Consider the following 19,393-nt stretch of genomic DNA (forward strand, 5'->3'; position numbering starts at 1 on the left):
AACAATAACAGGATGCCGTTCATTGTGAGTATGGGTAACAATGACCTATGCTCCAATGGACCTGACTTCCGACCCCGAGAGGGTGCCCATGCGCGACGACGAACCGAAGTGGACCCCATCGAAGGAGTCGCTCGACCCGAGCCGCCCCGCCCCGGCCGACCAGCCGCGCGAGCTCGGCCGGATCGTGAGCCTCTTCCGGCCCTACCGCGGCCGTCTCGCCGTCGTCGGCCTGCTGGTCGGCGCGTCCTCGCTGGTGGGAGTCGCCTCGCCGTTCCTGCTCAAGGAGATCCTCGACGTCGCGATCCCGCAGGGCCGCACCGGGCTGCTCAGCCTGCTCGCGCTCGGCATGATCCTGACCGCCGTCGTCACCAGCGTCTTCGGCGTGCTCCAGACCCTGATCTCCACCACGGTGGGCCAGCGCGTCATGCACGACCTGCGCACCGCCGTGTACGCGCAGCTCCAGCGGATGCCGCTGGCCTTCTTCACCCGGACCCGCACCGGCGAGGTGCAGTCCCGCATAGCCAACGACATCGGCGGCATGCAGGCCACCGTCACCTCGACGGCGACCTCCCTCGTCTCCAACCTGACGGCGGTCATCGCCTCCGTGGTCGCCATGCTCGCGCTCGACTGGCGGCTCACCGTGGTCTCCCTGCTCCTGCTCCCGCTGTTCGTGTGGATCAGCCGGCGGGTCGGCCGCGAGCGCAAGAGGATCACCACCCAGCGGCAGAAGCAGATGGCGGCCATGGCCGCGACGGTCACCGAGTCGCTGTCGGTCAGCGGGATCCTGCTGGGCCGCACCATGGGCCGTTCCGAGTCCCTCACCGCCGCGTTCTCCGCGGAGTCGGAGAAGCTGGTCGGCCTCGAAGTGCGCTCCAGCATGGCCGGGCGCTGGCGGATGTCCACCATCGGCATCGTCATGGCCGCCATGCCCGCGCTCATCTACTGGGCCGCCGGCATCGCCCTCCAGACGGGCTCCCCCTCGCTCTCCGTCGGCACCCTCGTCGCCTTCGTGACCCTCCAGCAGGGCCTGTTCCGGCCCACCGTCAGCCTGCTGTCGACCGGCGTGCAGATCCAGACCTCGCTCGCTCTGTTCGCCCGCATCTTCGAGTACCTCGACCTGCCGGTGGACATCACCGAGCGCAGGGACCCGGTCCGCCTGGAGCGGGCCGGCGGCGAGGTCCGGCTGGAGGACGTGCACTTCGCGTACGACGCCAAGAGCGGCCCGACCCTCACCGGAATCGACATCACCGTCCCGGCCGGCGGCTCGCTCGCCGTGGTCGGTCCGACCGGCTCCGGCAAGAGCACGCTCAGCTACCTCGTGCCCCGGCTCTACGACGTCACCGGCGGCCGGGTCGCCCTCGACGGGGTGGACGTGCGGGACCTCGACTTCGACTCGCTGGCCCGCTCCATCGGCGTGGTCTCCCAGGAGACCTACCTCTTCCACGCCTCGGTCGCGGACAACCTGCGCTTCGCCAAGCCGGACGCGACGTACGAGGAGATCACCGAGGCGGCCCGGGCCGCACAGATACACGAGCACATCGAGTCCCTGCCCGACGGGTACGAGACCCTGGTGGGCGAGCGCGGCTACCGGTTCTCCGGCGGTGAGAAGCAGCGCCTCGCCATCGCCCGCACCATCCTGCGCGACCCGCCGGTGCTGATCCTGGACGAGGCCACCAGCGCCCTCGACACCCGGACCGAGCACGCCGTCCAGCGGGCCATCGACAACCTCTCCCAGGGCCGTACCACCATCACCATCGCCCACCGGCTGTCCACCGTCCGCGATGCCGACCAGATCGTGGTCCTGGACGCGGGGCGGATAGCCGAGCGCGGCACCCACGAGGAACTGCTGGAGGCGGACGGCCGGTACGCCGCCCTGGTCCGCCGGGACCGCGATGCGGCGCTGCCCGTGGAACCGGCTCCGGAAGCCGCGCTGGCTCCGGTGAATGTGTGATCGTATGACCGCCGCACGGGCTGGATGCCGGACTTAGGGCGATATGCGGGTTAGCGTTCCCCCATGCGTCATGAGTACCGGCCGCCACAGCGCCGTTCCCGGCTCACCCGCCGGGGCCGGCTGGCGCTCCTCCTCGGCACGCTGCTCGCGATCGGGGCGGTCGTCCTGATCCCGCTGCTGAGGGGTGGCGAAGCCCCCGAGATACCACGCCAGTTGCTGATCCCGGAAGGCTGGCGCGCCTCCCAGGTGTACGCCGCGATCGACCGCGAGCTGAAGCTCCCGGCCGGTTCGGCCAAGGCGGCCGTGGCCACCGCGGACCTGGCACTGCCCGCCGAGGCGAAGGGCAATCCGGAGGGCTACCTCTTCCCGGCCACCTACCCGGTGACCTCGCGGACCACGCCGGGCCCGCTGCTCGCCTACATGGTGCGGACGGCGAACGAGAAGCTCGCCACCCGGGCCGTCGCGGACGGCGGCAAGGCCCACGGGATGACCCCGTACCAGACCGCCACCCTGGCCAGCATCATCGAGGCGGAGGCCGACAGCCGCGCCGACATGGGCAAGGTCGCGCGGGTGGTGCACAACCGGCTGGCGAAGTCGATGCCGCTCCAGATGGACTCCACCATCAACTACGCGCTGAACCGCAGCACCGTGGACACCACACTGAGCGACACGCGGATCGACAGCCCCTTCAACAGTTACGAACGCCAGGGACTGCCGCCGACGCCGATCGACAGCCCCGGACTGGCGGCCATGACGGCCGCGGTCGCGCCGACTCCCGGCGACTGGCTGTTCTTCGTCACCGTGAAGCCGGGGGACACCCGCTTCTCGGCGACCTACGACGAGCACCGCAAGCACGTCGCGGAGTTCAACCGGCTCCGCCGGCACGCCGGTTCCGGACCGGGTCAGGGGGCTTCCCCCGGGAAATGAGGGGCGCCGGCCCCGGGGACGGCTCTACGATCGGCGGCCTGCCGGACGCGAGGACCCAGGGGGGCGGGCGAACCGTGAAGTGGCCGTGGAGAGCGAAGACGAGGGCCGGGGCGCAGGACGGGACCGCGTTCGACACGGAGGCGATGGCAGAGCGCATCCGGCAGCGCCGGGACGCGGCCGACGAGGCCGCCGCGGCCGCCGAGCGGGCAGCGCCCGGCAAGGTGGCCGCACGATGGGGCTCCGGCACGGCCGAGTGGCACGGCTGGCTGGCCCGGTCCCCTGCCGGCGTGGACCTGATCCACTGGTGGTTCGACGAAGCCGACCTGCTGGCCCTGGTCGGCGAGGACCGGTACGTGGAGCGGCTGGGAGAACTGCTCTCGCGGGCCGCGCCGCGCGACATCGCGGCGATGGGGCTGGGGTGCACCCGGCGCGTCGACCGGGCCTGCCGCTTCGCCGAGGTCTGCGGTCAGGATCCCGTCGTACCGCCGGGGGGAAGGATCGCGAGCCATCGGCACGGGGAGGCGCCCGGGGCGTGCAGCAGTTTTATCGACTGCTGGTCCCGGCACCAGATCGACGTGACGTTCACCGCCGGCGACAGCCACCGGTCGGTGCTCCTGTTCCGCGACAGCCCTGCCGAGGCCCGGCTCTGGGTGGACGGCGTGCGCCTCGGGGAGGGCCAGTTGCTGGACAAGGGCGGTTTCTGGGAGGACGAGCGCTTCTTCACCATCCGGGTCGGCGGCCCGGAGGACCACCCGCGGCAGGGGCTCGGTGACATCGGCGACCAGCTCTACAGGATCGTCTCGCTGCTGATCCACGACGCGGAGCGGGGCACCACGCGCATCCTCGTCCCCGAGGACACCGAGAACTGGACCGACCCCGTCCTGGACGTGCGGGACGGGATGGGCCGCGTGTACCCGACTCACGAGGCCCTCGCGGGCGGCGGAGCCCCGGACCGGACCTTCCCGATCGGCGAACCGGAGGCGGGCTGAGGGCTCAGGCCGCGAGAGCTCCGACCGGATCCCCGGCCGGCGCCCCGACCCCCTCGCCGGCCCGGTCGCGGGCCAGCAGCCGGCGGATCTCGCGGACCGCTGCGCCGCCCGCGCGGTTGGCGCCGACGGTCGATGCCGACGGGCCGTAGCCGATGAGGTGGACCCGCTCGTCGCGTGCGGCCCTGGTCCCCTCCACCCGGATGCCGCCGCCCGGCTCGCGCAGGCGCAGCGGGGCCAGGTGGTCGACGGCCGCGCGGAACCCGGTGGCCCACAGGACGACGTCCGCCTCCACCCGGCTGCCGTCCGCCCAGACGGCGCCGAAGGGGGTGATCCGGTCGAACACGGGCCGGCGGTCCAGCACCCCCGAGGCGAGTCCGGCCCGCACGGCCTCGTTCAGCGGGAGGCCCGTCACGCTGACCACGCTCTGCGGCGGCAGCCCCCGGCGGACGCGCTCGTCCACCAGGGCGACCGCCGCCCGGCCCTCGGCCTCGCCGAAGCTCCCGTCGCGGAAGACCGGGGGCCGCCGGGTCACCCAGGTGGTCTCCGCGGCCACTTCCGCAACCTCCAGCAGGTGCTGCACCGCCGAGGTGCCGCCGCCGACGACGATCACCCGCGCCCCGGCGAACTCCCCGGGCCCCGGGTAGTTCGCGGTGTGCAGCTGCCTGCCGCGGAAGGTCTCCTGGCCCGGATAGCGCGGCCAGAACGGCCGGTCCCAGGTCCCGGTGGCGTTGACCAGGGCCCGGGCGGACCAGGTGCCGGCCGAGGATTCCACCAGCAGCCGCCCGTCGGCGCCCGCGCGGACCGCCGAGACGTCCACGGGCCGCCGTACGCGCAGGCCGAAGCGCTCCTCGTAGGCGGCGAAGTACTCCCCGATCACCTCGGAGGAGGGGCGCAGCGGGTCGGCGCCGGTCAGTTCCATGCCGGGCAGGGCGTGCATGCCGTGGACCCGGCCGTAGGTCAGCGAAGGCCAGCGGAACTGCCAGGCCCCGCCGGGGCGTGGCGCGTGGTCCAGGACCACGTGGTCGATCCCCGCCCGGGCCAGGTGGTAGGCGCCGGACAGGCCCGCCTGCCCGGCGCCTACCACCACCACGTCCACGTCCACGGCCGCGTCGAGGCCCGAACCCGCGCCCGTGCCGGCATCCCGCATCAGATCGTTCACGGTTCTACCAACCGCGCGGCGCGGCCGGATCTTCCCCGCCTGCCGGGCGCAGCGTCGCCCGGACCGGTCCGGCCGGCTGCAAGGTGAGCCCCGGGAAGGTCCCGGCCCGCTCGGCCCCGCTGTCCAGGTGGAACCGCTGCCCCAGTACGGCCAGCACGAGCGCCGCCTCCACCAGCGCGAACCGCGCGCCCAGGCACGCCCGCGGGCCGCCGCCGAAGGGTATCCAGGCGTGTTCGGGCACCGGATGCGGGGCGTCCGCGTCCCACCGCTCCGGTCGGAAGGCCTCCGGATCCGGGAACCAGCGCGCGTCCCGGTGCATCGACCAGGGGCTGATCCACACCCCCGTCCCCGCGGGCACCCGGCGCCCGCCGATGCTCGCGCCCTCCCCGGCCACCGCCGAGATCAGCCAGATCGGCGGATAGATCCGCAGCGACTCCTTGATCACCTGCTGGGTCCAGGGCAGCCGCGCGTAGTCGTCGTAGGTCGGCAGCCGCCCGCCGAGCACCCGGTCCAGCTCCTCGGTCAGCCGGGCCCGCGCCCCGGGCGACCCCGACAGCAGCTGCCAAGCCCAGGTCAGGGTGGTCGAGGTGGTCTCGTGGCCGCCGATGTAGAGGGTGATCGACTCGTCCCGCAGCTCCTTGCGGGAGAGCGGCGCGCCGTGCTCGTCGCGGGCCGCGAGCAGCCGGCTCAGCAGGTCGTCCCGCTCGGCCCCGGCCGCCGAGGCCGCCTCGTGCTCCCGTATGACGTGGGCGATCTCCCGGTCCAGGACGGCCACCGCCTCCCGCATCCGACGCCGACCCGGCGTGCGCACCCACGGCGGCAGGAACAGCGTGACGCCCCGGAACTCGGCCCCCAGCTCCCGCTGCGCCGTGGCCATGGCCGCACTGATGGGCGCCTCCCGACCGGCGGCGTCGCTCCCGAACAGCGTGCGCACCGCGATCCGCTGGGTGAGCCCGGCCATCTCCCGGTGCACGTCGATCCGTTCGCCCGCGCGCCAGCTCCGGGCCAGCGCGTCCGCGCACTCCACCATCGTGGCGGCGTACGCGCGCACTTGGCGCGGCCGCACCGCGGGCTGGACCAGGGCCCGTTTGCGCCGCCAGTCGTCCCCGGTGGCCACGACCACCCCGTCGCCCAGCAACTGGTGGAAGGCCCAGCCCAGTTCCATCGGCCTGAAGGTGCCCTCGACGGCCCCGAGGAGCTCGCCGGCGTGCTCGGGCCGCGAGAGGAGGACATTGCGCTGCGGTCCGAGCGCCCACGGCACCCAGTCCCCGTAGTCGTCGCGCAGCGACTCGAAGAAGGCCAGCGGATCACGGGCGAAGGCGGGCAGATTGCCGAGCAGGGGCCACTGGCGCGGCCCGCTCCCGGCGCCCCGGGGCAGCGTGGTGGCGGTCACGCAGGCATCGTGGCACCCGCCGTGCGAGGGCACCAGAGGGCCGCCGGGCCGACGCCGGCCCGGCGGGCGAGACGCGCCCGCCAGGCCCGCGGCCCCCGGCCGCCCGGCCGGGGTCAGGCGGCGGCGCGGGCCGCCAGCCAGTCGTAGGCCGCGTCCGCGGTGAACTCCCGCTGCCCGCCCGGGAAGAGCAGCCCGGCCCGGGTGAAGGCCTCGTCGTGCGCGGTCTGCGCCACGTACGGGATCGCCACGCAGTCCATGCCGGCCGCGCGGGCGGCCAGCGCTCCCGGCGCCGCGTCCTCGACGACCACGCAGTCGGCGGGCTCGGCGCCCAGCCGGCGGGCCGCCTCCAGGAAGACGTCCGGGGCCGGCTTGCCGTGGGCGACCTCCTCGGCGGAGACCACCGTCGTCAGCAGGGCGTCCAGACCGGTCCCGGACAGCACCGCGTCGATCGCCTCGCGCGAGGAACCGGAGGCCACCGCCATCGGCACGCCCTCGGCGCGCAGCCGCTCCACGAACTTGCGCATCTCCGGGAAGACTTCCGTCCCCGTGCGGGCCAGTTCCAGGTAGACGGCGTTCTGTTCGGCGAGCAGCTGCTCCACCGGCGCCCGGAGCGCGTACCGGTCCTTGAGGATCTCCAGCGTCTCCAAGGTGCCGATGCCGATGAACCGGGAGTGCTGCTCCCAGGTGAACTCGGGGACCCCGTGCCGCTCCAGGGTGCGGCGCCCCGACTCGTAGTAGTTCGGCTCGCTGTCCACGAGGGTGCCGTCGAGATCGAATATGACGGAAATCATCCGTTGTGCCCGTCCTGCCGGTCGTGTCCTGTCCATACCATCCTGTCAGGTTTTGCGGGCGGCCCGGCCCACGGCCTCGACCAACGGCAGCAACCGGTGGGCGACCCGCTCGCGCAGGGCGACCTCGGTGCGGGTGCGGACCACCCCCGGCAGCTGGATCAGCCGCTGGATCACGTCCTCCAGGTGCGCGTTGTCCCGGGCTGCCACGCGGGTGAGCAGGTCCCCGCCACCGGTGATCGAGAAGGCCTCGATGATCTCGGGGACGGCCGCCAGCGCCTCGCCCACGTCGTCCAGATGCCCCTGGGTCACCTCGATGTGCACGAAGGCCAGTACGGGATGGCCCAGCGCGGCGGGGGAGAGCGAGGGCCCCGTGCCGGTGATCACCCCGGTGCGCTCGAGCCGGTCCAGCCGTGCCTGGAGCGTGCCGCGGGCGACGCCGAGGATGCGGGCGTACTCGCGGACGCTGGTGCGCGGCTGCTCGATCAGCAGGCGCAGGATCCTCGTGTCCAGCTCGTCCACCGCCATGCCGCGACTGTACCAATGGCCCAGTTCATCCGGTGTGCGGCCGCGGCAGCGTCCGGTGCACGGCGGTCACCGCCACCACCACGGCCGCGGCGGGCAGCAGCAGCTCGCCCACCGTCCAGCCGGCCCGGATCAGGAGCGCCCCGGTCAGCCCGCCGGTGAACATCGCCAGCACCGCCAGGGCCCGGCGCCGCCAGGCCCCCGTCCCGTAGCCGAAGGCAATGTCGTGTCCCAGCGCCGAGCTGCCGATCAGCGCGGTCATGGACCGGGTGACCAGGGTCGTCGGCACGCCGGGCACGTTCAGCCGCATGCTCGTGACCGTGCGGATGCCCATCGCCGTCGCCAGCAGCGCGGTCACCAGCAGATGGGCGGCGGCCGGATGCCCGTACCGCGGGGCCACGCCCCATCCGGCGGCCGCGCCCGCCAGGATCAGTGCGGCCTCGGCGGACAGCCCGAGCTGGACCCAGCGCCACCCCCGGGCCTCCGCGGCCGACTCCAGGCGCGCCCCGCACAGCACCCCGGTGGCGAACGCCGCCAGCGACAGCGCGGACGACAGCGCGGGCAGGTCCCCCGCCCCCGCGACCCCGAACGCCAGGAAGAGCACGTTCCCCGTCTGCATCGCCGTGAACACCGGCCCGAGGGCGAGCAGGCTCACGGCCTCCACCAGCCCCGTGACCGCGGTCAGGACGAGCAGCAGCCCGGTCAGGGACGGACGCACCGCACGCGCACCCACCTTCATGAGGCCCGACAGTGACACGCCCGGCCCGGCCCTCGGCGCCGACATGCCGGTCAGGGCCTAGGGTCCGGAGGATGAGCGACCTGCTGCTGGTGAGGCACGGCGAGACGGCGTGGAGCGCCGACGGGCGGCACACCGGGCGCACCGACGTCCCGCTGACCGCGCGCGGGGTCGAGGAGGCCATCTCCCTGGCCCCCTACTTCCGGGACCGCCGTCCCGCGCTGGTCCTGACCAGCCCGCTGCGCCGGGCCGTCGCCACCGCCCGGCTGGCGGGACTCGCCGACGGGATCACCGACCCCGACCTGTACGAGTGGGACTACGGCGGCTACGAGGGGATCACCACCGCGGAGATCCAGCGGACCACCCCCGACTGGTCCCTGTGGACCCACGGGGTGCCGCCCGGCGACGCGGAGCACCCCGGCGAGAGCGCCGCCCAGGTGGGCGCCCGCGCGGACCGGGCCCTGGCCCGGATCGCCCCCGTGCTGCGCGCCGACGCGGGCGACGCGGTCGTCGTCGCCCACGGCCACTTCCTGCGCGTCCTCACCGCCCGCTACCTGCGCCTGGACCCCGAGGAGGGCCGGCTGTTCCTGCTGCGCACCGGCACGGTCAGCATGCTCTCCACCGAGCACGGGCTGCCCGTGATCGCCGGCTGGAACACCCGCCCGTGATCGCCGGCTGGAACACCCGGCCGTGACCGCCGGCCGGAACCCCGGCCCTGGTATACCCGCCCCTCCCGCCCCTCCCGCCTCGCGCGGCGGCCGCGGTCGGGCGACGATGCGTACATGGCCGAAGACAGCGCGGACCGCGGCGGCCCGCAGGCCGCAGCCCCGGAGCCGGGCCTGAAGGCCAACGCGATCGGGTTCCTCGACGCGCTGGTCATCGGCCTGAACTCCACCTCGCCCGCCTACTCCCTGGCCGCCGTGCTCGGCCCGATCGTGGCGCTCGTCGGGATCTACGCGCCGGGCGTGATGCTGGCCTCGTTCGTCCCGATGCTGCTGATCGCCGCCGCCTTCTACTACCTCAACAAGGTCGACCAGGACTGCGGGACCACCTTCTCGTGGGTCACCCGGGCCATGGGCCCCTGGGCGGGCTGGCTCGGCGGCTGGGCCATCGCCATGACCGGCGTGCTCGTCATCGGCTCACTGGCGGACGTGGCGGTCACCTTCGGCCTGCTCGCCGCCGGACTCGACGACTGGGCGGCCAACGACGTGATCCGCCAGAGCCTCACCGTCGCCGTGATCCTGGCCATGACCGCCGTCTGCGTCATCGGCACCGAGCTGTCGGCCCACCTCCAGGACATCCTCATCCTCGCCCAGGTCTTCTTCCTCCTGGCCTTCGCGGTGGTCGCCATCTACCGGATCTACGCCGGCACCAGCACCCTCGACGCGATCGAGCCGTCGATCACCTGGCTCAACCCCTTCGGGGCCGGCGGCGCCGCGCTGACCGGCGGTCTGCTGCTCGGCGTGTTCATCTACTGGGGCTGGGAGTCCGCGGTCAACCTCACCGAGGAGGTCCAGGACTCCGCCACCGCACCCGGCAAGGCCGGCATCTGGTCGACGGTGGTCCTGCTGGTGACCTACCTGTCCGTGGGATTCGCCGTCGTCGGCTACGCGGGCCCCGCCTTCCTCGCCGAGAACGCCGCCGAGGAGGAGGCCGTGTTCGCCGTACTGGCCCAGGAGGTCATGGGCGGCTGGGACTGGGTGGTCCTCCTCGCGGTCTGCACCTCGGCCCTCGCCTCCACCCAGACCACGATCATCCCCGCCTCCCGCACCGCCCTGTCCATGGCCCGCCGCCACGCGCTGCCGCCCGGCCTCGCCCACATCCACCCGCGGTTCAGGACCCCGGACGTCAGCACGTGGTGGGTGGCGGGCATCGCGATCGGCTGGTACCTCGTCGTCAACCAGATCAGCGAGAACGCGCTCCTCGACTCACTGACCGCGCTCTCCCTGCTCATCGCCTTCTACTACGCGCTCACCGGCCTGGCCTGCGCCGTCTACTACCGGCGCCACCTCCTGGAGAACGCGCACAACTTCCTGCTCATCGGCCTCGGCCCGGTTCTCGGTGCGATCCTGCTCGGCTGGCTGCTGGTGGAATCGGTCGGCGACATGTCCAACCCGGAGAACTCGGCGAGCGGCGTCTCCTGGTTCGGGCTCGGCCCGCCCCTGGTCATCGGCATCGCCATCGCCGTCGTCGGCGTGCTGGTCATGTGCTACTGGCGGCTGCGCGACGGCAGGTTCTGGCAGGAGCGCCGCGGCGTGGCCGATCCGGACCTCGTCCACGGCCACAAGAGCTGAGGAGTCCCCGATGTCCGTGGTCCTCGGATACGACGAGTCGCCCGGCGCGGAACGGGCGCTGCGCGTGGCGCTGGAGGTGGCCACCGCCTTCGGCGAGCCCCTCGTCCTCGTCTACGGGGCGGCCGCACCGGGCGCCGCCGGCGAGGAGTACCGGGCGCACCGGGAGGCCGTCCGCCAGGCGGGCCGCAGCGCCCTGGCGCACGCCGTGGAGGCCGCGGACGAGGCGGGGGTGCCCTCGACGGTCGAGGTGGTCGACGACAGGCCCGCGCAGGCCCTGCTCGACGCCGCACGGCGGTACGGCGCCCGGGTCATCATCGTCGGCACGTGGGGCGACAGCCCGATCCGCGGCGCCCTGCTGGGCTCCACCCCGCACAAGCTCCTGCACCTCTCTCCGGTCCCGGTGCTGTGCGTACCGACGGAGCACGGCGGCCAAGTGATCTGAACTGCCGTTCCAGTCAACCAACTTGGCCGGAAAACGCGCCATTTGGTGTGTGACTATGCTCAATGCCTGAGTGATCAAAGCGTTTTGTCGATCACAGATGGGCAGAGTGGGGCGGCCGATCAACACCCCCACGTGACCGCAAGACCGGAGAACCGATGGACAGCAACCTCGTCATCCAGCCCCACGCTGGTGGCCAGGCGTTCGACGAGAGCCAAGTGCCGCTCTACTACAGCCGGAAGACGGCTGACATCCTCCACAAATACGGTCCCGGACCGCGGGTCCACTTCCACATGGGCCTCTTCGGTCCCGGCGAGACGCCGAACACCACGGTCTCCCAGCGCGTTCTCAAGCGCCGCATCATCGAGGCCCAGGAGGCGATCGTCGACCACGCCGCCCGGACCTGGGGCGCCTACGCCACCCCGCCCGCCAGCCTCCTCGACATAGGCTGCGGCGTCGGCGGCGGCTCGCTCTACTGGGCGCAGGAGCACGGGGCCAGCGTCACCGGCCTCACCGTCGCCGCGGAACACGTGCCCCTCATCCGGCAGCTGGCACGGCAGGCCGGGGTGGGCGACCGGGTGACCCCCCTGCTCGCGGACGTCCACGAGTACAGCGCGCCGCGAGGTTTCGACGCCGCCTACGCCTGCGAGAGCTCCGGCTACCTGGACCGCGAACGGCTCTTCGAGGTGGTCGCCAAGTCCCTGAAGCCGGGCGGCTGGTTCGGGATCCAGGAGCACTTCATCCGTCGTCCCGAGTGGACCGGTTTCATCGACGGCTACTACAAGACCCGCTTAGGCACCCTCACCGAGTACATCACCGCCGCCGGGGCCGCCGGGTTCGAGCTGGAGCAGGACGAGGACCTCACCGACCGGGTCGCCGAGTTCTGGGTCCAGTCCATGGCCTGGAACACCGCAGAATTGGACCGGATCGAGCACACCGGCGCCCCCTCCGCCTGGTCCCGCGAGCGACTCAGGGAGTCCACCATCACGCACGGCAAACTGTTCCGCATCTGGCGCGACCACGCGCTGGAAACCCGACTGCTGCTCTTCCGGCTGGGCGGGGGGAGCTGACGATGCCGCCCGTGTACGCCGCAGGCTCCCACGCCTCCCGCATCGGCTGGCAACTGCCGCCCTTCTACTGCCCGTTCGAAACAGGCCTCATCCATCCCGCCGCGGCGGAGATCGAGAAGCGGGCCATCGCCTGGATCGACACGTACGGGTTCTACCCGGACGCCGTCGAGCGCGCCTGGGGGCTGGCCACCCGCGCCGCCGACTTCACCAGCCGGATCATCCCGTACGGCGACGTCGAAGCGATGCTGCTCTTCACCCAGTGGAACTACTGGGCCTTCGCCACCGACGACTGGCAGGACTCCAACACCGGCGCGTCCAGCACCGCGTCCGTCGCGGACCACGGCGCCCGGCTGGTGCGCACCGTCGAGGCCCCCGGCTCCGGCCTCCTGCCCCCCGGGCCGCACACGGCCGCTCTGGAGGACCTCGCGGCCCGCACCCGGGAGATGCTCGCCCCCGTCCAGCTGCGCCGCTTCACCGAGGGTGTCAGGGACTGGGTGGCCGGCGCCTCCTGGCAGACCGCCAACGCCGAGCGGGGCATCATGCCGAGCCTGAACGACTTCGTGGCGGCCCGGATCTCGAGCAACGGCACCCGCTTCACCCTGACGTGGTGCGACGTGGCGAACGGGATCGCCGTACCGGGTGACGAGCTGTACTCCGCGCCCGTCCAGGCCCTGACCGACGCCGCCGGGTTCATCGTCAGCTGCGACAACGACCTGTTCTCGTACAACAAGGACGACCACCACGTCCCGTGGGAGCAGAACCTGGTCAACGTGCTGGCCGCGCGGAACGGGTGCATCCCGGCCGAGGCGCTGCCCGCCGCGTACGCCCTGCGGGACCGCGCGGTGACCCTGTTCGTCCGGCTGCGCGAGCAGCTGGGCCGCGACGCGGGCGAGCAGCTGGGCCGCTACCTCGGCTCGCTGGAGCACTGGATCGCGGGCGACCTGGAGTACCACTGCCGGGCGCCGCGCTACGCCAGCCCGCGCAACCGCAACGAACTGCCCGTGGACGGGGCCCGGTTCGATGTCACGTGGAGCGACACCCCGAGCGACCCGGCGGCCGAGCCGCCGCCGGTACCGGCCCTCGCCTGGTGGTGGCAGCAGCTCGACGCCTGACGCGTCGGTCAGCGGCGGCGGCCCAGCAGCCGGGCCCACCACCGCACCCGCACCGCCGGCCGCTCCCCGGGCAGGGGAGCGGCCGGCGCGGCGGCGGCCGCCGCGGCCGGTGCCCGCGTGGTGCCCGTGACGGAGGTACCGCGCGGGGTGAACCGCACCGGGAGGGCGACCAGGTGGCGGGACATGAGGGACGCGGTCCAGCGCAGGCCGTCCTCGGGGACGGCCAGTTCCACATCGGGCAGCCGGGTCAGCAGGGAGTCGATCCCGGTGTCCGCGATGGCGCGGCCGATGTCCTGGCCGGGGCACTCGTGCGGGCCGCTGCTGAAGGACAGGTGGGAGCGGTTGCCGTGGACGGGCGCCGTCAGGTCGGGACGGATCTCCGGATCGACGTTCCCGGGCGCGAGCCCCAGCAGCAGCATGTCGCCGGCCTTGATCTGCGCCCCGCCCAGCTCGGTGTCGCCGGTGGCCCAGCGCCCCAGGATCGTGGTGAACGGGGGCTCGTCCCACAGGACCTGCTCCAGCGCGTCGGGCAGGGTCATGTGGCCGCCCGAGAGGTTCGCGCGGAACCGCCGGTCGGTGAGCACGACGCGCAGGGTGTTCGCGATCAGGTTGGCGGTCGACTCGAACGCGGCGATCATCACCAGGCGCAGGTGCTCCACGATCTCCTCGTCGGTCAGCGAGGTCGGGTGCTCCGCCATCCACGTGGTGAAGTCCCGGCCGGGCACCGCCCGCTTGCGCATCACGAGTTCGCGCAGGGTGGCCGTCACGTACGCGTTGCTGGCGACGGCCGTCTCGGTGCCCTGGAGCATGTCGCGGGCGGCCTCGACGAGGCGCGGACCGTACGAGTCCGGCGCCCCGACCAGCTGGGTCATCACCAGCATCGGCAGCGGCTCGGCGAAGTCCGCCACGAGGTCGCCCTGTCCGGCCTCGACGAACTGGTCGATCAGCTGATCGGCGAAGCGCTTGACGTACCGCCTGACGCCGCGCCGGTCGAAGCGCTCCAGCGACTCGGTGACCGCACCGCGCAGCCGCTCGTGCTCCGGCCCCTCGACCAGGTGGCACACGGGCTGCCAGGCGGTCATCGGCGTGAGCGGGTGGTCGGCCGGAACCCGGCCCTCCTGCTGGTCCCGCCAGCGTCGCGGGTCCCGGGAGAACCGCGACGGAGTGCGGGCCACGTCCAGGTTCTCGCGGTGGCCTAGCACCAGCCAGGCCGGCAGGTCGCCCTGGACGAGCACGGGGGCCACCGCGCCGTGCTCGGCGCGGAGCTTCTCGTACAGGCCCATCGGGTCCGCCTCGGCCTCGGGGCCGTAGAGCCGGTGCGCGGGGCAGCCGGGCGGCGGAGTCGAAGCGGCGGGGGAGGGGGAAGTGCTCACGATGCCTCCGGGGTCACGGCGAGGGAGTGCAGATAGCGCATCAGCGTCATCAGGACGTCACGGCTGGAGTCGCGCCGCCGGGCGTCGCAGAGCACCAGCGGGACGGCCGCGGGCAGGTCGAGGGCGCTGCGCAGCTCCTCGACGGGGTACTGGGGGGCGTCGGGGAAGGAGTTGACGGCGACCACGAAGGGCACCCCGCGCTCCTCCAGCCGGCCGATCACGTCGAAGCTGACCTCCAGCCGGCGGGTGTCGACCAGGACCACCGCGCCCAGCGCGCCCTCGAACAGGCCGCGCCAGAGGAACCAGAACCGCTGCTGGCCGGGGGTGCCGAAGAGGTACAGCACCAGTTCCTCGTTGATGCTGATGCGGCCGAAGTCCATGGCGACGGTGGTGGAGGTCTTGCGCTCCACGCCGGCCGTGTCGTCGACGCCGACCCCTGCCTGGGTCATCGTCTCCTCGGTGGTCAGCGGCCGGATCTCGCTCACCGCGCCGACCAGGGTCGTCTTGCCGACCCCGAAGCCGCCCACGATCACCACCTTGACCGCGGCGGCGGCCGTGGCCGGCAGTACGTCCTCGCGCCGCGGCCCGGCGGGCGACGCCTCAGAGCTTTCGAAGTCCATCGATCACTGCCTCAATCAATGCCAGGTCGGGGAGTTGGGCGCGGGCGACGGGTGCGCGGGAGAGCACCTGGCCCGACGTGAGGAGATCGTCGATCAGGACGGTGACCACGCTCACCGGCAGACCGAGGTACGCGGAGATCTCGGCGACGGACAGGGGCGCCTGGCATAACCGCACGATCGCCGCGTGCTCCGGCTGCATGCCGGGCCGGGGCCCCGACGTGGCGACGATCAGGGTGACCAGGTCGAGGCCGCTGGGGACCGACGACCCGCTGCGACCGCCCGTGATGACGTAGAGCCGCTCGGGGCTGCCGTCCTCCCAGGTGGTGCCCGGCTCCCTCACGCGGTCTGCCTGTCGCTGCGCGGCGGGCTGCTGAGGTGCTCTCCGATCCGCGCCACGAGATCGCGCATCCGCTGGCCCATCAGGCCCGCGTCGACGCCCTCGTCGGCCAGGACCGCGAGGTAGGCCCCGGCTCCCGCCGCCATCAGGTAGAAGAACCCGCCGTCCATCTCGATCACGACCAGCCTCATCCGGCCGTTGCTGTTCGGGAGTTCGGAGGCGACCGCGCCGGCCAGGCTCTGCAGTCCGGCGCAGGCGGCGGCGAGCCGGTCGGCCGTGTCGGTCTCCGCGCCGTACTGGGCCATGCGCAGGCCGTCGGCCGAGAGCACGATGACGTGCCGGGTCTGCGGAACGCTCTCGGCCAGGTCCTTGAGCATCCAGTCCATGTTGGTCTGCTGCTGACTCATGGCTGTTCCCCCTTGCTCGCCGAGGCCGGCGAGGCGTCTGTGGTCTGGCTTTCCGCGGTGTGGCTCCCCGCGGTCCGGCTGTCCCCGGACAGACCGCTCTGGAAGGCGGCCAGCCACATCCCGGGCTGTGCCTCGGTCCGGTCCGGGACCTCGGCGGTGGTCCGCTCGGCGGCGGCGGTGGTGGCCTCCTCGGAGGCCGTGGCACGCTCCTTGCGGCGGCGCTGCGGCAGCCCGTTCAGGGTCCGTTCGGTCACCAGGGGCACCTCGTCCGCCTCCGCAGGGCCCTGCGGGCCGGTGGCCGGCCGGGGCGGCTGGGCGGGCGCGGCCGCCGGTTCGAGGGCCGCACGGGGCCCCGAGGAGGTGCCGATGCCGTGGGCGACGCCGGTCGCGGTCGAGACGGTGGTGATCAGCCCCTGCGGGACGACGAGGACGGCCCGTACGCCGCCGTACGCGGAGGAGCGCAGCGAGACGCGGAAGTCGTACGCCTGGGAGAGCCGGCCGACCACGGCGAGGCCCAGTCGCGGAGTCTCTCCCAGGTCCGTCAGGTCGATGCCCTCCTGCGCCTGGCGCAGCATGCGCTCGGCCCGCTTGCGGGCCTCCTCGCTCATGCTCAGGCCGCCGTCCTCGATCTCGATCGCGATGCCCGAGTTCACGTCGACCGCGGTCAGGTGGACCTTGGTCTGCGGCGGGGAGTAGCGGGTGGCGTTGTCCAGCAGCTCCGCCAGCGCGTGGATGAGAGGCTCGACGGCCGGGCCCACGACGGCGACCTGCGAGACGGAGTGCAGCTCCACGCGCTGGTAGTCGATGATCCTGGACATGGCCCCGCGCAGCACGCTGTACAGCGGCACGGCCTTGTTCCACTGGCGGCCGGGCCGGGCCCCGCCGAGCACGGCGATGGAGTCGGCGAGCCGGCCGATCAGCGCGGTGCCGTGGTCCAGCCGGAGCAGATCGCCGAAGACGGCCGGGTCCTGGCCGTGCCGGTCCTCCATCTCCCGCAGCTCCTGGGCCTGTTGGTGCACGATGGCCTGGACGCGGCGGGCGATGTTCACGAAGGCGCGCTGCGCCGAGTCGCGCAGGTCCTCCTCCGCGACCACGGCGTCGAGCACCGAGCGCAGCACCGCGTGGTGGGCGGCGCGGAAGGCGGGGGTCAGACCGGGCTGGTAGGTGCTGGCATCCTCCAGGGAGGCGAGGACGTCCTCCGGGAACTCGCCCTTGCGCAGGCGCGTCACCACATCGGGCAGCAGTGCCTCGGCCAGCCGTACGGTCTCGGTCTGCTGCCGGGACAGGGCCGCCTCCTGCACGGCCACCGTGGCCCGGAGCGCCGCCAGCGCCTTGCCGCGCCGGGCCGCCTCGCCGCACGCGAGGGCGACGGCCACGAAGGCCGCCGCCCCGACCCACGCCACGGGGGTGCGGGCGGGCGCCGAGACCAGGGTCACGGTGACCGCCGCCAGCGCGGCGGTCAGCAGCGCGGGCAGTGCCCAGACGACGGGTGAGGTGGGCCCTGGACTGCCGGGCGACGATCCCTCTCGAACCATCAGAACCCTCAAACGATCGGATGCGAAAGATCATTGGACAACAGCCCGGGATCTTATCCGTTCAGCGCACGACACTTGACAACAGGTCATGATGTGGGCCCCGCAGTTGAGTTGGGGTCGAGAGCCCTGTCCTGAAATGGTTCCAGGCCCGACCGGCCGCTCCCGGGCGGCCGCACCGCCGTCCGCGCCGCCAGGCCCCGTGCGATGCCTGCCCGCCGCCCGTGCGCGACCCCGTGCGGGGGCGGTTCACCCTTCCCGCGATTCGGCTGGATTCCATCGGGTGGCCGGACGGCGGCGGGGGCTCATCCGCCGGCACGCGGCGACGGCCGAGGACGCAGGCGCGCGGCCAGGACGGCGACGTCGTCCTCGGCGTGCTGCGCGTCGAGCCCCTCGCAGACCGCCGTCACGATGTCCCCGACCGGCGCCCCCGGCGCCATGCGCAGGCCCGCGAGCCGGGCCAGTGAGGTGTCGATGTCCTCTCCCCGCCGTTCCACCAGGCCGTCCGTGTACAGCAGCAGGGTCTGCTCGGCGGTGACCGGCCGGGCGAGGGACTCGTAGCCGCCGATGCCCGTACCCAGCGGCGGGCCCACGGGCACGTCGAGCAGCTCGCCCGCGCCGTCGCCGCCGAACACGGCGGGCGGCAGGTGCCCCGCACTCGCGTACAGCGCGATGCCGCGCGCCGGGTCGATCCGTACCAGCAGGCAGGTCGCCGGCCGCCGCGTGTCGTCGGAGGCGGACAGGGTGTCCAGCCGGCGCAGCACCCGGTGCGGGGCGAGTTCGGTGGAGGCCACCTCGCGCAGGACGGAGCGGTAGGCGTTCATGTCGACGGCGGCGTCCAGACCGTGCCCCATGACGTCACCGACCACCAGCAGGGTGCGCCCGAAGTGCAGCCGGACCGTCTCGAACCAGTCGCCGCCGACCAGCGCGCGCGGACCGACCGGAAGGTAGCGGCTGGCGATCTCCAGGTTCGGGTGCGGCCGCCCCGGCTCGGAGACGAGGGCCCGCTGGAGGTCGAGCGCCGTCTTCTCGGTGGCCGCCAGGCGCCGGGCGTAGCCGATGTGGACACTCGCGAGCCGCGCCGCGAAGCGCAGCGTGGCGATCTCGTGGTCGCCGAACCCCGCGCCGGCCCGTGCCACCAGCAGCCTGCCGTAGGCCTCGCCCCCGCCCGGCCCGGCCAGCGCTACCGAGGCGAGGTGCAGGGGCCGGCTCCCCGCCCGCCCGGTCCAGGTCTCCACCCGATGGCCGTGGCCCGGTGCCAGGGCCGCGGGCGGGGCCCCGGGGGAGGGGGCGTCCAGCAGGTCCGTCGCACCGGCCTGCGCCACCCGGCTCCGCGCGGCGCCCCGGCCGGCCAGGTCCACGGCGGCGGCATCGCACAGCGTCCGGAACAGGAATCCGGCGAGCTCCCGGCAGGTCCCCCGCTCGTCACCGGACGCCCCGATCCGTTCCAGAGCCTCTTCCGCGGCGCGCAGCCGCGCCGCCAGGCCGTCGTGCTCCGACACCATGCCAGCGTCACCCGTTCCCGTCCGCGCCGCCCGTCGAGGGAGGCGTTCCCGCACCGTTCGGCCCCGGAGGTCCTGCCGCCGGGAGGCACCGCCCCCACGGAGCGGACGCGGCCCCGCCCGCCGGGCCGGTCCGTTGGCACCCCCATGGCCGAAGATCGCGACCCGATACTGGGCCAATGGCCCACTCCAGGGGGGCCCTGTTGAGCCAGTGTGCCCCCAGGTGCTTATCTGTGTCG

General features: G+C 73.4%; 19 protein-coding genes. 8 read left to right on the forward strand and 11 right to left on the reverse strand.

The genetic code is table 11. The annotated features are described in order from the left end of the window. The first annotated feature begins 88 nt into the window (after positions 1-88). From AB0D66_RS08035 to AB0D66_RS08045, 3 genes are all read left to right on the forward strand, one after another. On the forward strand, positions 89-1,951 hold the full coding sequence (locus AB0D66_RS08035; protein ID WP_362298848.1) for an ABC transporter ATP-binding protein: 1,863 nt from the start codon (positions 89-91) through the stop codon (positions 1,949-1,951). Between the two features lie 63 nt (positions 1,952-2,014). Further along, on the forward strand, positions 2,015-2,878 hold the full coding sequence (gene mltG / locus AB0D66_RS08040; protein WP_362298371.1) for an endolytic transglycosylase MltG: 864 nt from the start codon (positions 2,015-2,017) through the stop codon (positions 2,876-2,878). 143 nt (positions 2,879-3,021) lie between these two features. Beyond that, positions 3,022-3,867 carry a hypothetical protein gene (locus tag AB0D66_RS08045; protein WP_362298374.1) on the forward strand — a complete coding sequence of 282 codons (846 nt, stop codon included), beginning with the start codon at positions 3,022-3,024 and terminating at the stop codon, positions 3,865-3,867. Between the two features lie 4 nt (positions 3,868-3,871). On the opposite strand, the gene AB0D66_RS08050 is transcribed toward AB0D66_RS08045, so the two are convergent. From AB0D66_RS08050 to AB0D66_RS08070, 5 genes are all read right to left on the reverse strand, one after another. After that, on the reverse strand, positions 3,872-5,014 hold the full coding sequence (locus tag AB0D66_RS08050; protein WP_362298851.1) for an FAD-dependent oxidoreductase: 1,143 nt from the start codon (positions 5,012-5,014) through the stop codon (positions 3,872-3,874). Positions 5,015-5,030: 16 nt separating this feature from the next. Next, positions 5,031-6,419, reverse strand: coding sequence for a cytochrome P450 (locus tag AB0D66_RS08055; protein WP_362298376.1), 1,389 nt, complete (start codon positions 6,417-6,419; stop codon positions 5,031-5,033). A gap of 113 nt (positions 6,420-6,532) precedes the next feature. Then, complete coding sequence (locus AB0D66_RS08060; protein ID WP_362298379.1) at positions 6,533-7,210, reverse strand: HAD family phosphatase; 678 nt, start codon at positions 7,208-7,210, stop codon at positions 6,533-6,535. Positions 7,211-7,255: 45 nt separating this feature from the next. Further along, a complete protein-coding gene (locus tag AB0D66_RS08065; RefSeq protein ID WP_215146913.1) occupies positions 7,256-7,735 on the reverse strand; it encodes an Lrp/AsnC family transcriptional regulator in 480 nt (159 codons plus the stop codon). Positions 7,736-7,760: 25 nt separating this feature from the next. Next, entirely contained in the window at positions 7,761-8,450 is a 690-nt protein-coding gene (locus AB0D66_RS08070) for a YoaK family protein (RefSeq protein WP_362298382.1), read from the reverse strand. A gap of 92 nt (positions 8,451-8,542) precedes the next feature. On the opposite strand from AB0D66_RS08070, the gene AB0D66_RS08075 reads away from it, so the two are divergent. From AB0D66_RS08075 to AB0D66_RS08095, 5 genes are all read left to right on the forward strand, one after another. Next, positions 8,543-9,136: a histidine phosphatase family protein gene (locus AB0D66_RS08075; RefSeq protein WP_362298385.1), complete on the forward strand. Its 594-nt coding sequence runs from the start codon at positions 8,543-8,545 to the stop codon at positions 9,134-9,136. Between the two features lie 114 nt (positions 9,137-9,250). Beyond that, a complete protein-coding gene (locus tag AB0D66_RS08080) occupies positions 9,251-10,762 on the forward strand; it encodes an APC family permease (RefSeq protein WP_362298388.1) in 1,512 nt (503 codons plus the stop codon). 10 nt (positions 10,763-10,772) lie between these two features. Beyond that, positions 10,773-11,204: a universal stress protein gene (locus AB0D66_RS08085; protein ID WP_362298391.1), complete on the forward strand. Its 432-nt coding sequence runs from the start codon at positions 10,773-10,775 to the stop codon at positions 11,202-11,204. A 155-nt stretch (positions 11,205-11,359) separates the two neighbouring features. Continuing rightward, positions 11,360-12,271 (forward strand): methyltransferase domain-containing protein, encoded by a 912-nt coding sequence (locus tag AB0D66_RS08090; RefSeq protein ID WP_362298394.1) that lies wholly within the window; start codon positions 11,360-11,362, stop codon positions 12,269-12,271. 2 nt (positions 12,272-12,273) lie between these two features. Continuing rightward, entirely contained in the window at positions 12,274-13,383 is a 1,110-nt protein-coding gene (locus AB0D66_RS08095; RefSeq protein WP_362298397.1) for a hypothetical protein, read from the forward strand. An 8-nt stretch (positions 13,384-13,391) separates the two neighbouring features. Here the strand turns inward: AB0D66_RS08095 and AB0D66_RS08100 are convergent, their stop codons facing one another. The 6 genes from AB0D66_RS08100 to AB0D66_RS08125 all read right to left on the reverse strand — a co-directional run bounded on the left by AB0D66_RS08100 (position 13,392) and on the right by AB0D66_RS08125 (position 19,157). After that, complete coding sequence (locus AB0D66_RS08100; protein WP_362298400.1) at positions 13,392-14,756, reverse strand: cytochrome P450; 1,365 nt, start codon at positions 14,754-14,756, stop codon at positions 13,392-13,394. Further along, positions 14,753-15,376 carry an ATP/GTP-binding protein gene (locus AB0D66_RS08105; RefSeq protein WP_362298403.1) on the reverse strand — a complete coding sequence of 208 codons (624 nt, stop codon included), beginning with the start codon at positions 15,374-15,376 and terminating at the stop codon, positions 14,753-14,755. Before AB0D66_RS08105 ends, AB0D66_RS08100 begins: the two co-directional genes overlap by 4 nt. Next, positions 15,357-15,716 (reverse strand): DUF742 domain-containing protein, encoded by a 360-nt coding sequence (locus AB0D66_RS08110; RefSeq protein WP_362298406.1) that lies wholly within the window; start codon positions 15,714-15,716, stop codon positions 15,357-15,359. Before AB0D66_RS08110 ends, AB0D66_RS08105 begins: the two co-directional genes overlap by 20 nt. Further along, a complete protein-coding gene (locus tag AB0D66_RS08115; protein ID WP_362298409.1) occupies positions 15,713-16,120 on the reverse strand; it encodes a roadblock/LC7 domain-containing protein in 408 nt (135 codons plus the stop codon). Before AB0D66_RS08115 ends, AB0D66_RS08110 begins: the two co-directional genes overlap by 4 nt. Continuing rightward, positions 16,117-17,655 (reverse strand): ATP-binding protein, encoded by a 1,539-nt coding sequence (locus tag AB0D66_RS08120; protein ID WP_362298412.1) that lies wholly within the window; start codon positions 17,653-17,655, stop codon positions 16,117-16,119. The genes AB0D66_RS08115 and AB0D66_RS08120 overlap by 4 nt, the downstream gene beginning before the upstream one ends. A 302-nt stretch (positions 17,656-17,957) precedes the next feature. Beyond that, positions 17,958-19,157 (reverse strand): PP2C family protein-serine/threonine phosphatase, encoded by a 1,200-nt coding sequence (locus AB0D66_RS08125; protein WP_362298415.1) that lies wholly within the window; start codon positions 19,155-19,157, stop codon positions 17,958-17,960. Positions 19,158-19,393 lie beyond the last annotated feature (236 nt).

Source organism: Streptomyces sp. NPDC048270 (assembly GCF_040652335.1).
In the GTDB taxonomy this organism is placed as follows: domain Bacteria; phylum Actinomycetota; class Actinomycetes; order Streptomycetales; family Streptomycetaceae; genus Streptomyces.

Coding starts and splice junctions, on each gene's coding strand:
- AB0D66_RS08085 (WP_362298391.1), top strand. CDS start 10,773: ATGTCCGTGGTCCTCGGATACGACGAGTCGCCCGGCGCGGAACGGGCG.
- AB0D66_RS08090 (WP_362298394.1), top strand. CDS start 11,360: ATGGACAGCAACCTCGTCATCCAGCCCCACGCTGGTGGCCAGGCGTTC.
- AB0D66_RS08065 (WP_215146913.1), bottom strand. CDS start 7,735: ATGGCGGTGGACGAGCTGGACACGAGGATCCTGCGCCTGCTGATCGAG.
- AB0D66_RS08060 (WP_362298379.1), bottom strand. CDS start 7,210: ATGATTTCCGTCATATTCGATCTCGACGGCACCCTCGTGGACAGCGAG.
- AB0D66_RS08105 (WP_362298403.1), bottom strand. CDS start 15,376: ATGGACTTCGAAAGCTCTGAGGCGTCGCCCGCCGGGCCGCGGCGCGAG.
- mltG (WP_362298371.1), top strand. CDS start 2,015: ATGCGTCATGAGTACCGGCCGCCACAGCGCCGTTCCCGGCTCACCCGC.
- AB0D66_RS08095 (WP_362298397.1), top strand. CDS start 12,274: ATGCCGCCCGTGTACGCCGCAGGCTCCCACGCCTCCCGCATCGGCTGG.
- AB0D66_RS08075 (WP_362298385.1), top strand. CDS start 8,543: ATGAGCGACCTGCTGCTGGTGAGGCACGGCGAGACGGCGTGGAGCGCC.
- AB0D66_RS08120 (WP_362298412.1), bottom strand. CDS start 17,655: ATGGTTCGAGAGGGATCGTCGCCCGGCAGTCCAGGGCCCACCTCACCC.
- AB0D66_RS08115 (WP_362298409.1), bottom strand. CDS start 16,120: ATGAGTCAGCAGCAGACCAACATGGACTGGATGCTCAAGGACCTGGCC.
- AB0D66_RS08080 (WP_362298388.1), top strand. CDS start 9,251: ATGGCCGAAGACAGCGCGGACCGCGGCGGCCCGCAGGCCGCAGCCCCG.
- AB0D66_RS08045 (WP_362298374.1), top strand. CDS start 3,022: ATGGCAGAGCGCATCCGGCAGCGCCGGGACGCGGCCGACGAGGCCGCC.
- AB0D66_RS08125 (WP_362298415.1), bottom strand. CDS start 19,157: ATGGTGTCGGAGCACGACGGCCTGGCGGCGCGGCTGCGCGCCGCGGAA.
- AB0D66_RS08035 (WP_362298848.1), top strand. CDS start 89: ATGCGCGACGACGAACCGAAGTGGACCCCATCGAAGGAGTCGCTCGAC.
- AB0D66_RS08050 (WP_362298851.1), bottom strand. CDS start 5,014: ATGCGGGATGCCGGCACGGGCGCGGGTTCGGGCCTCGACGCGGCCGTG.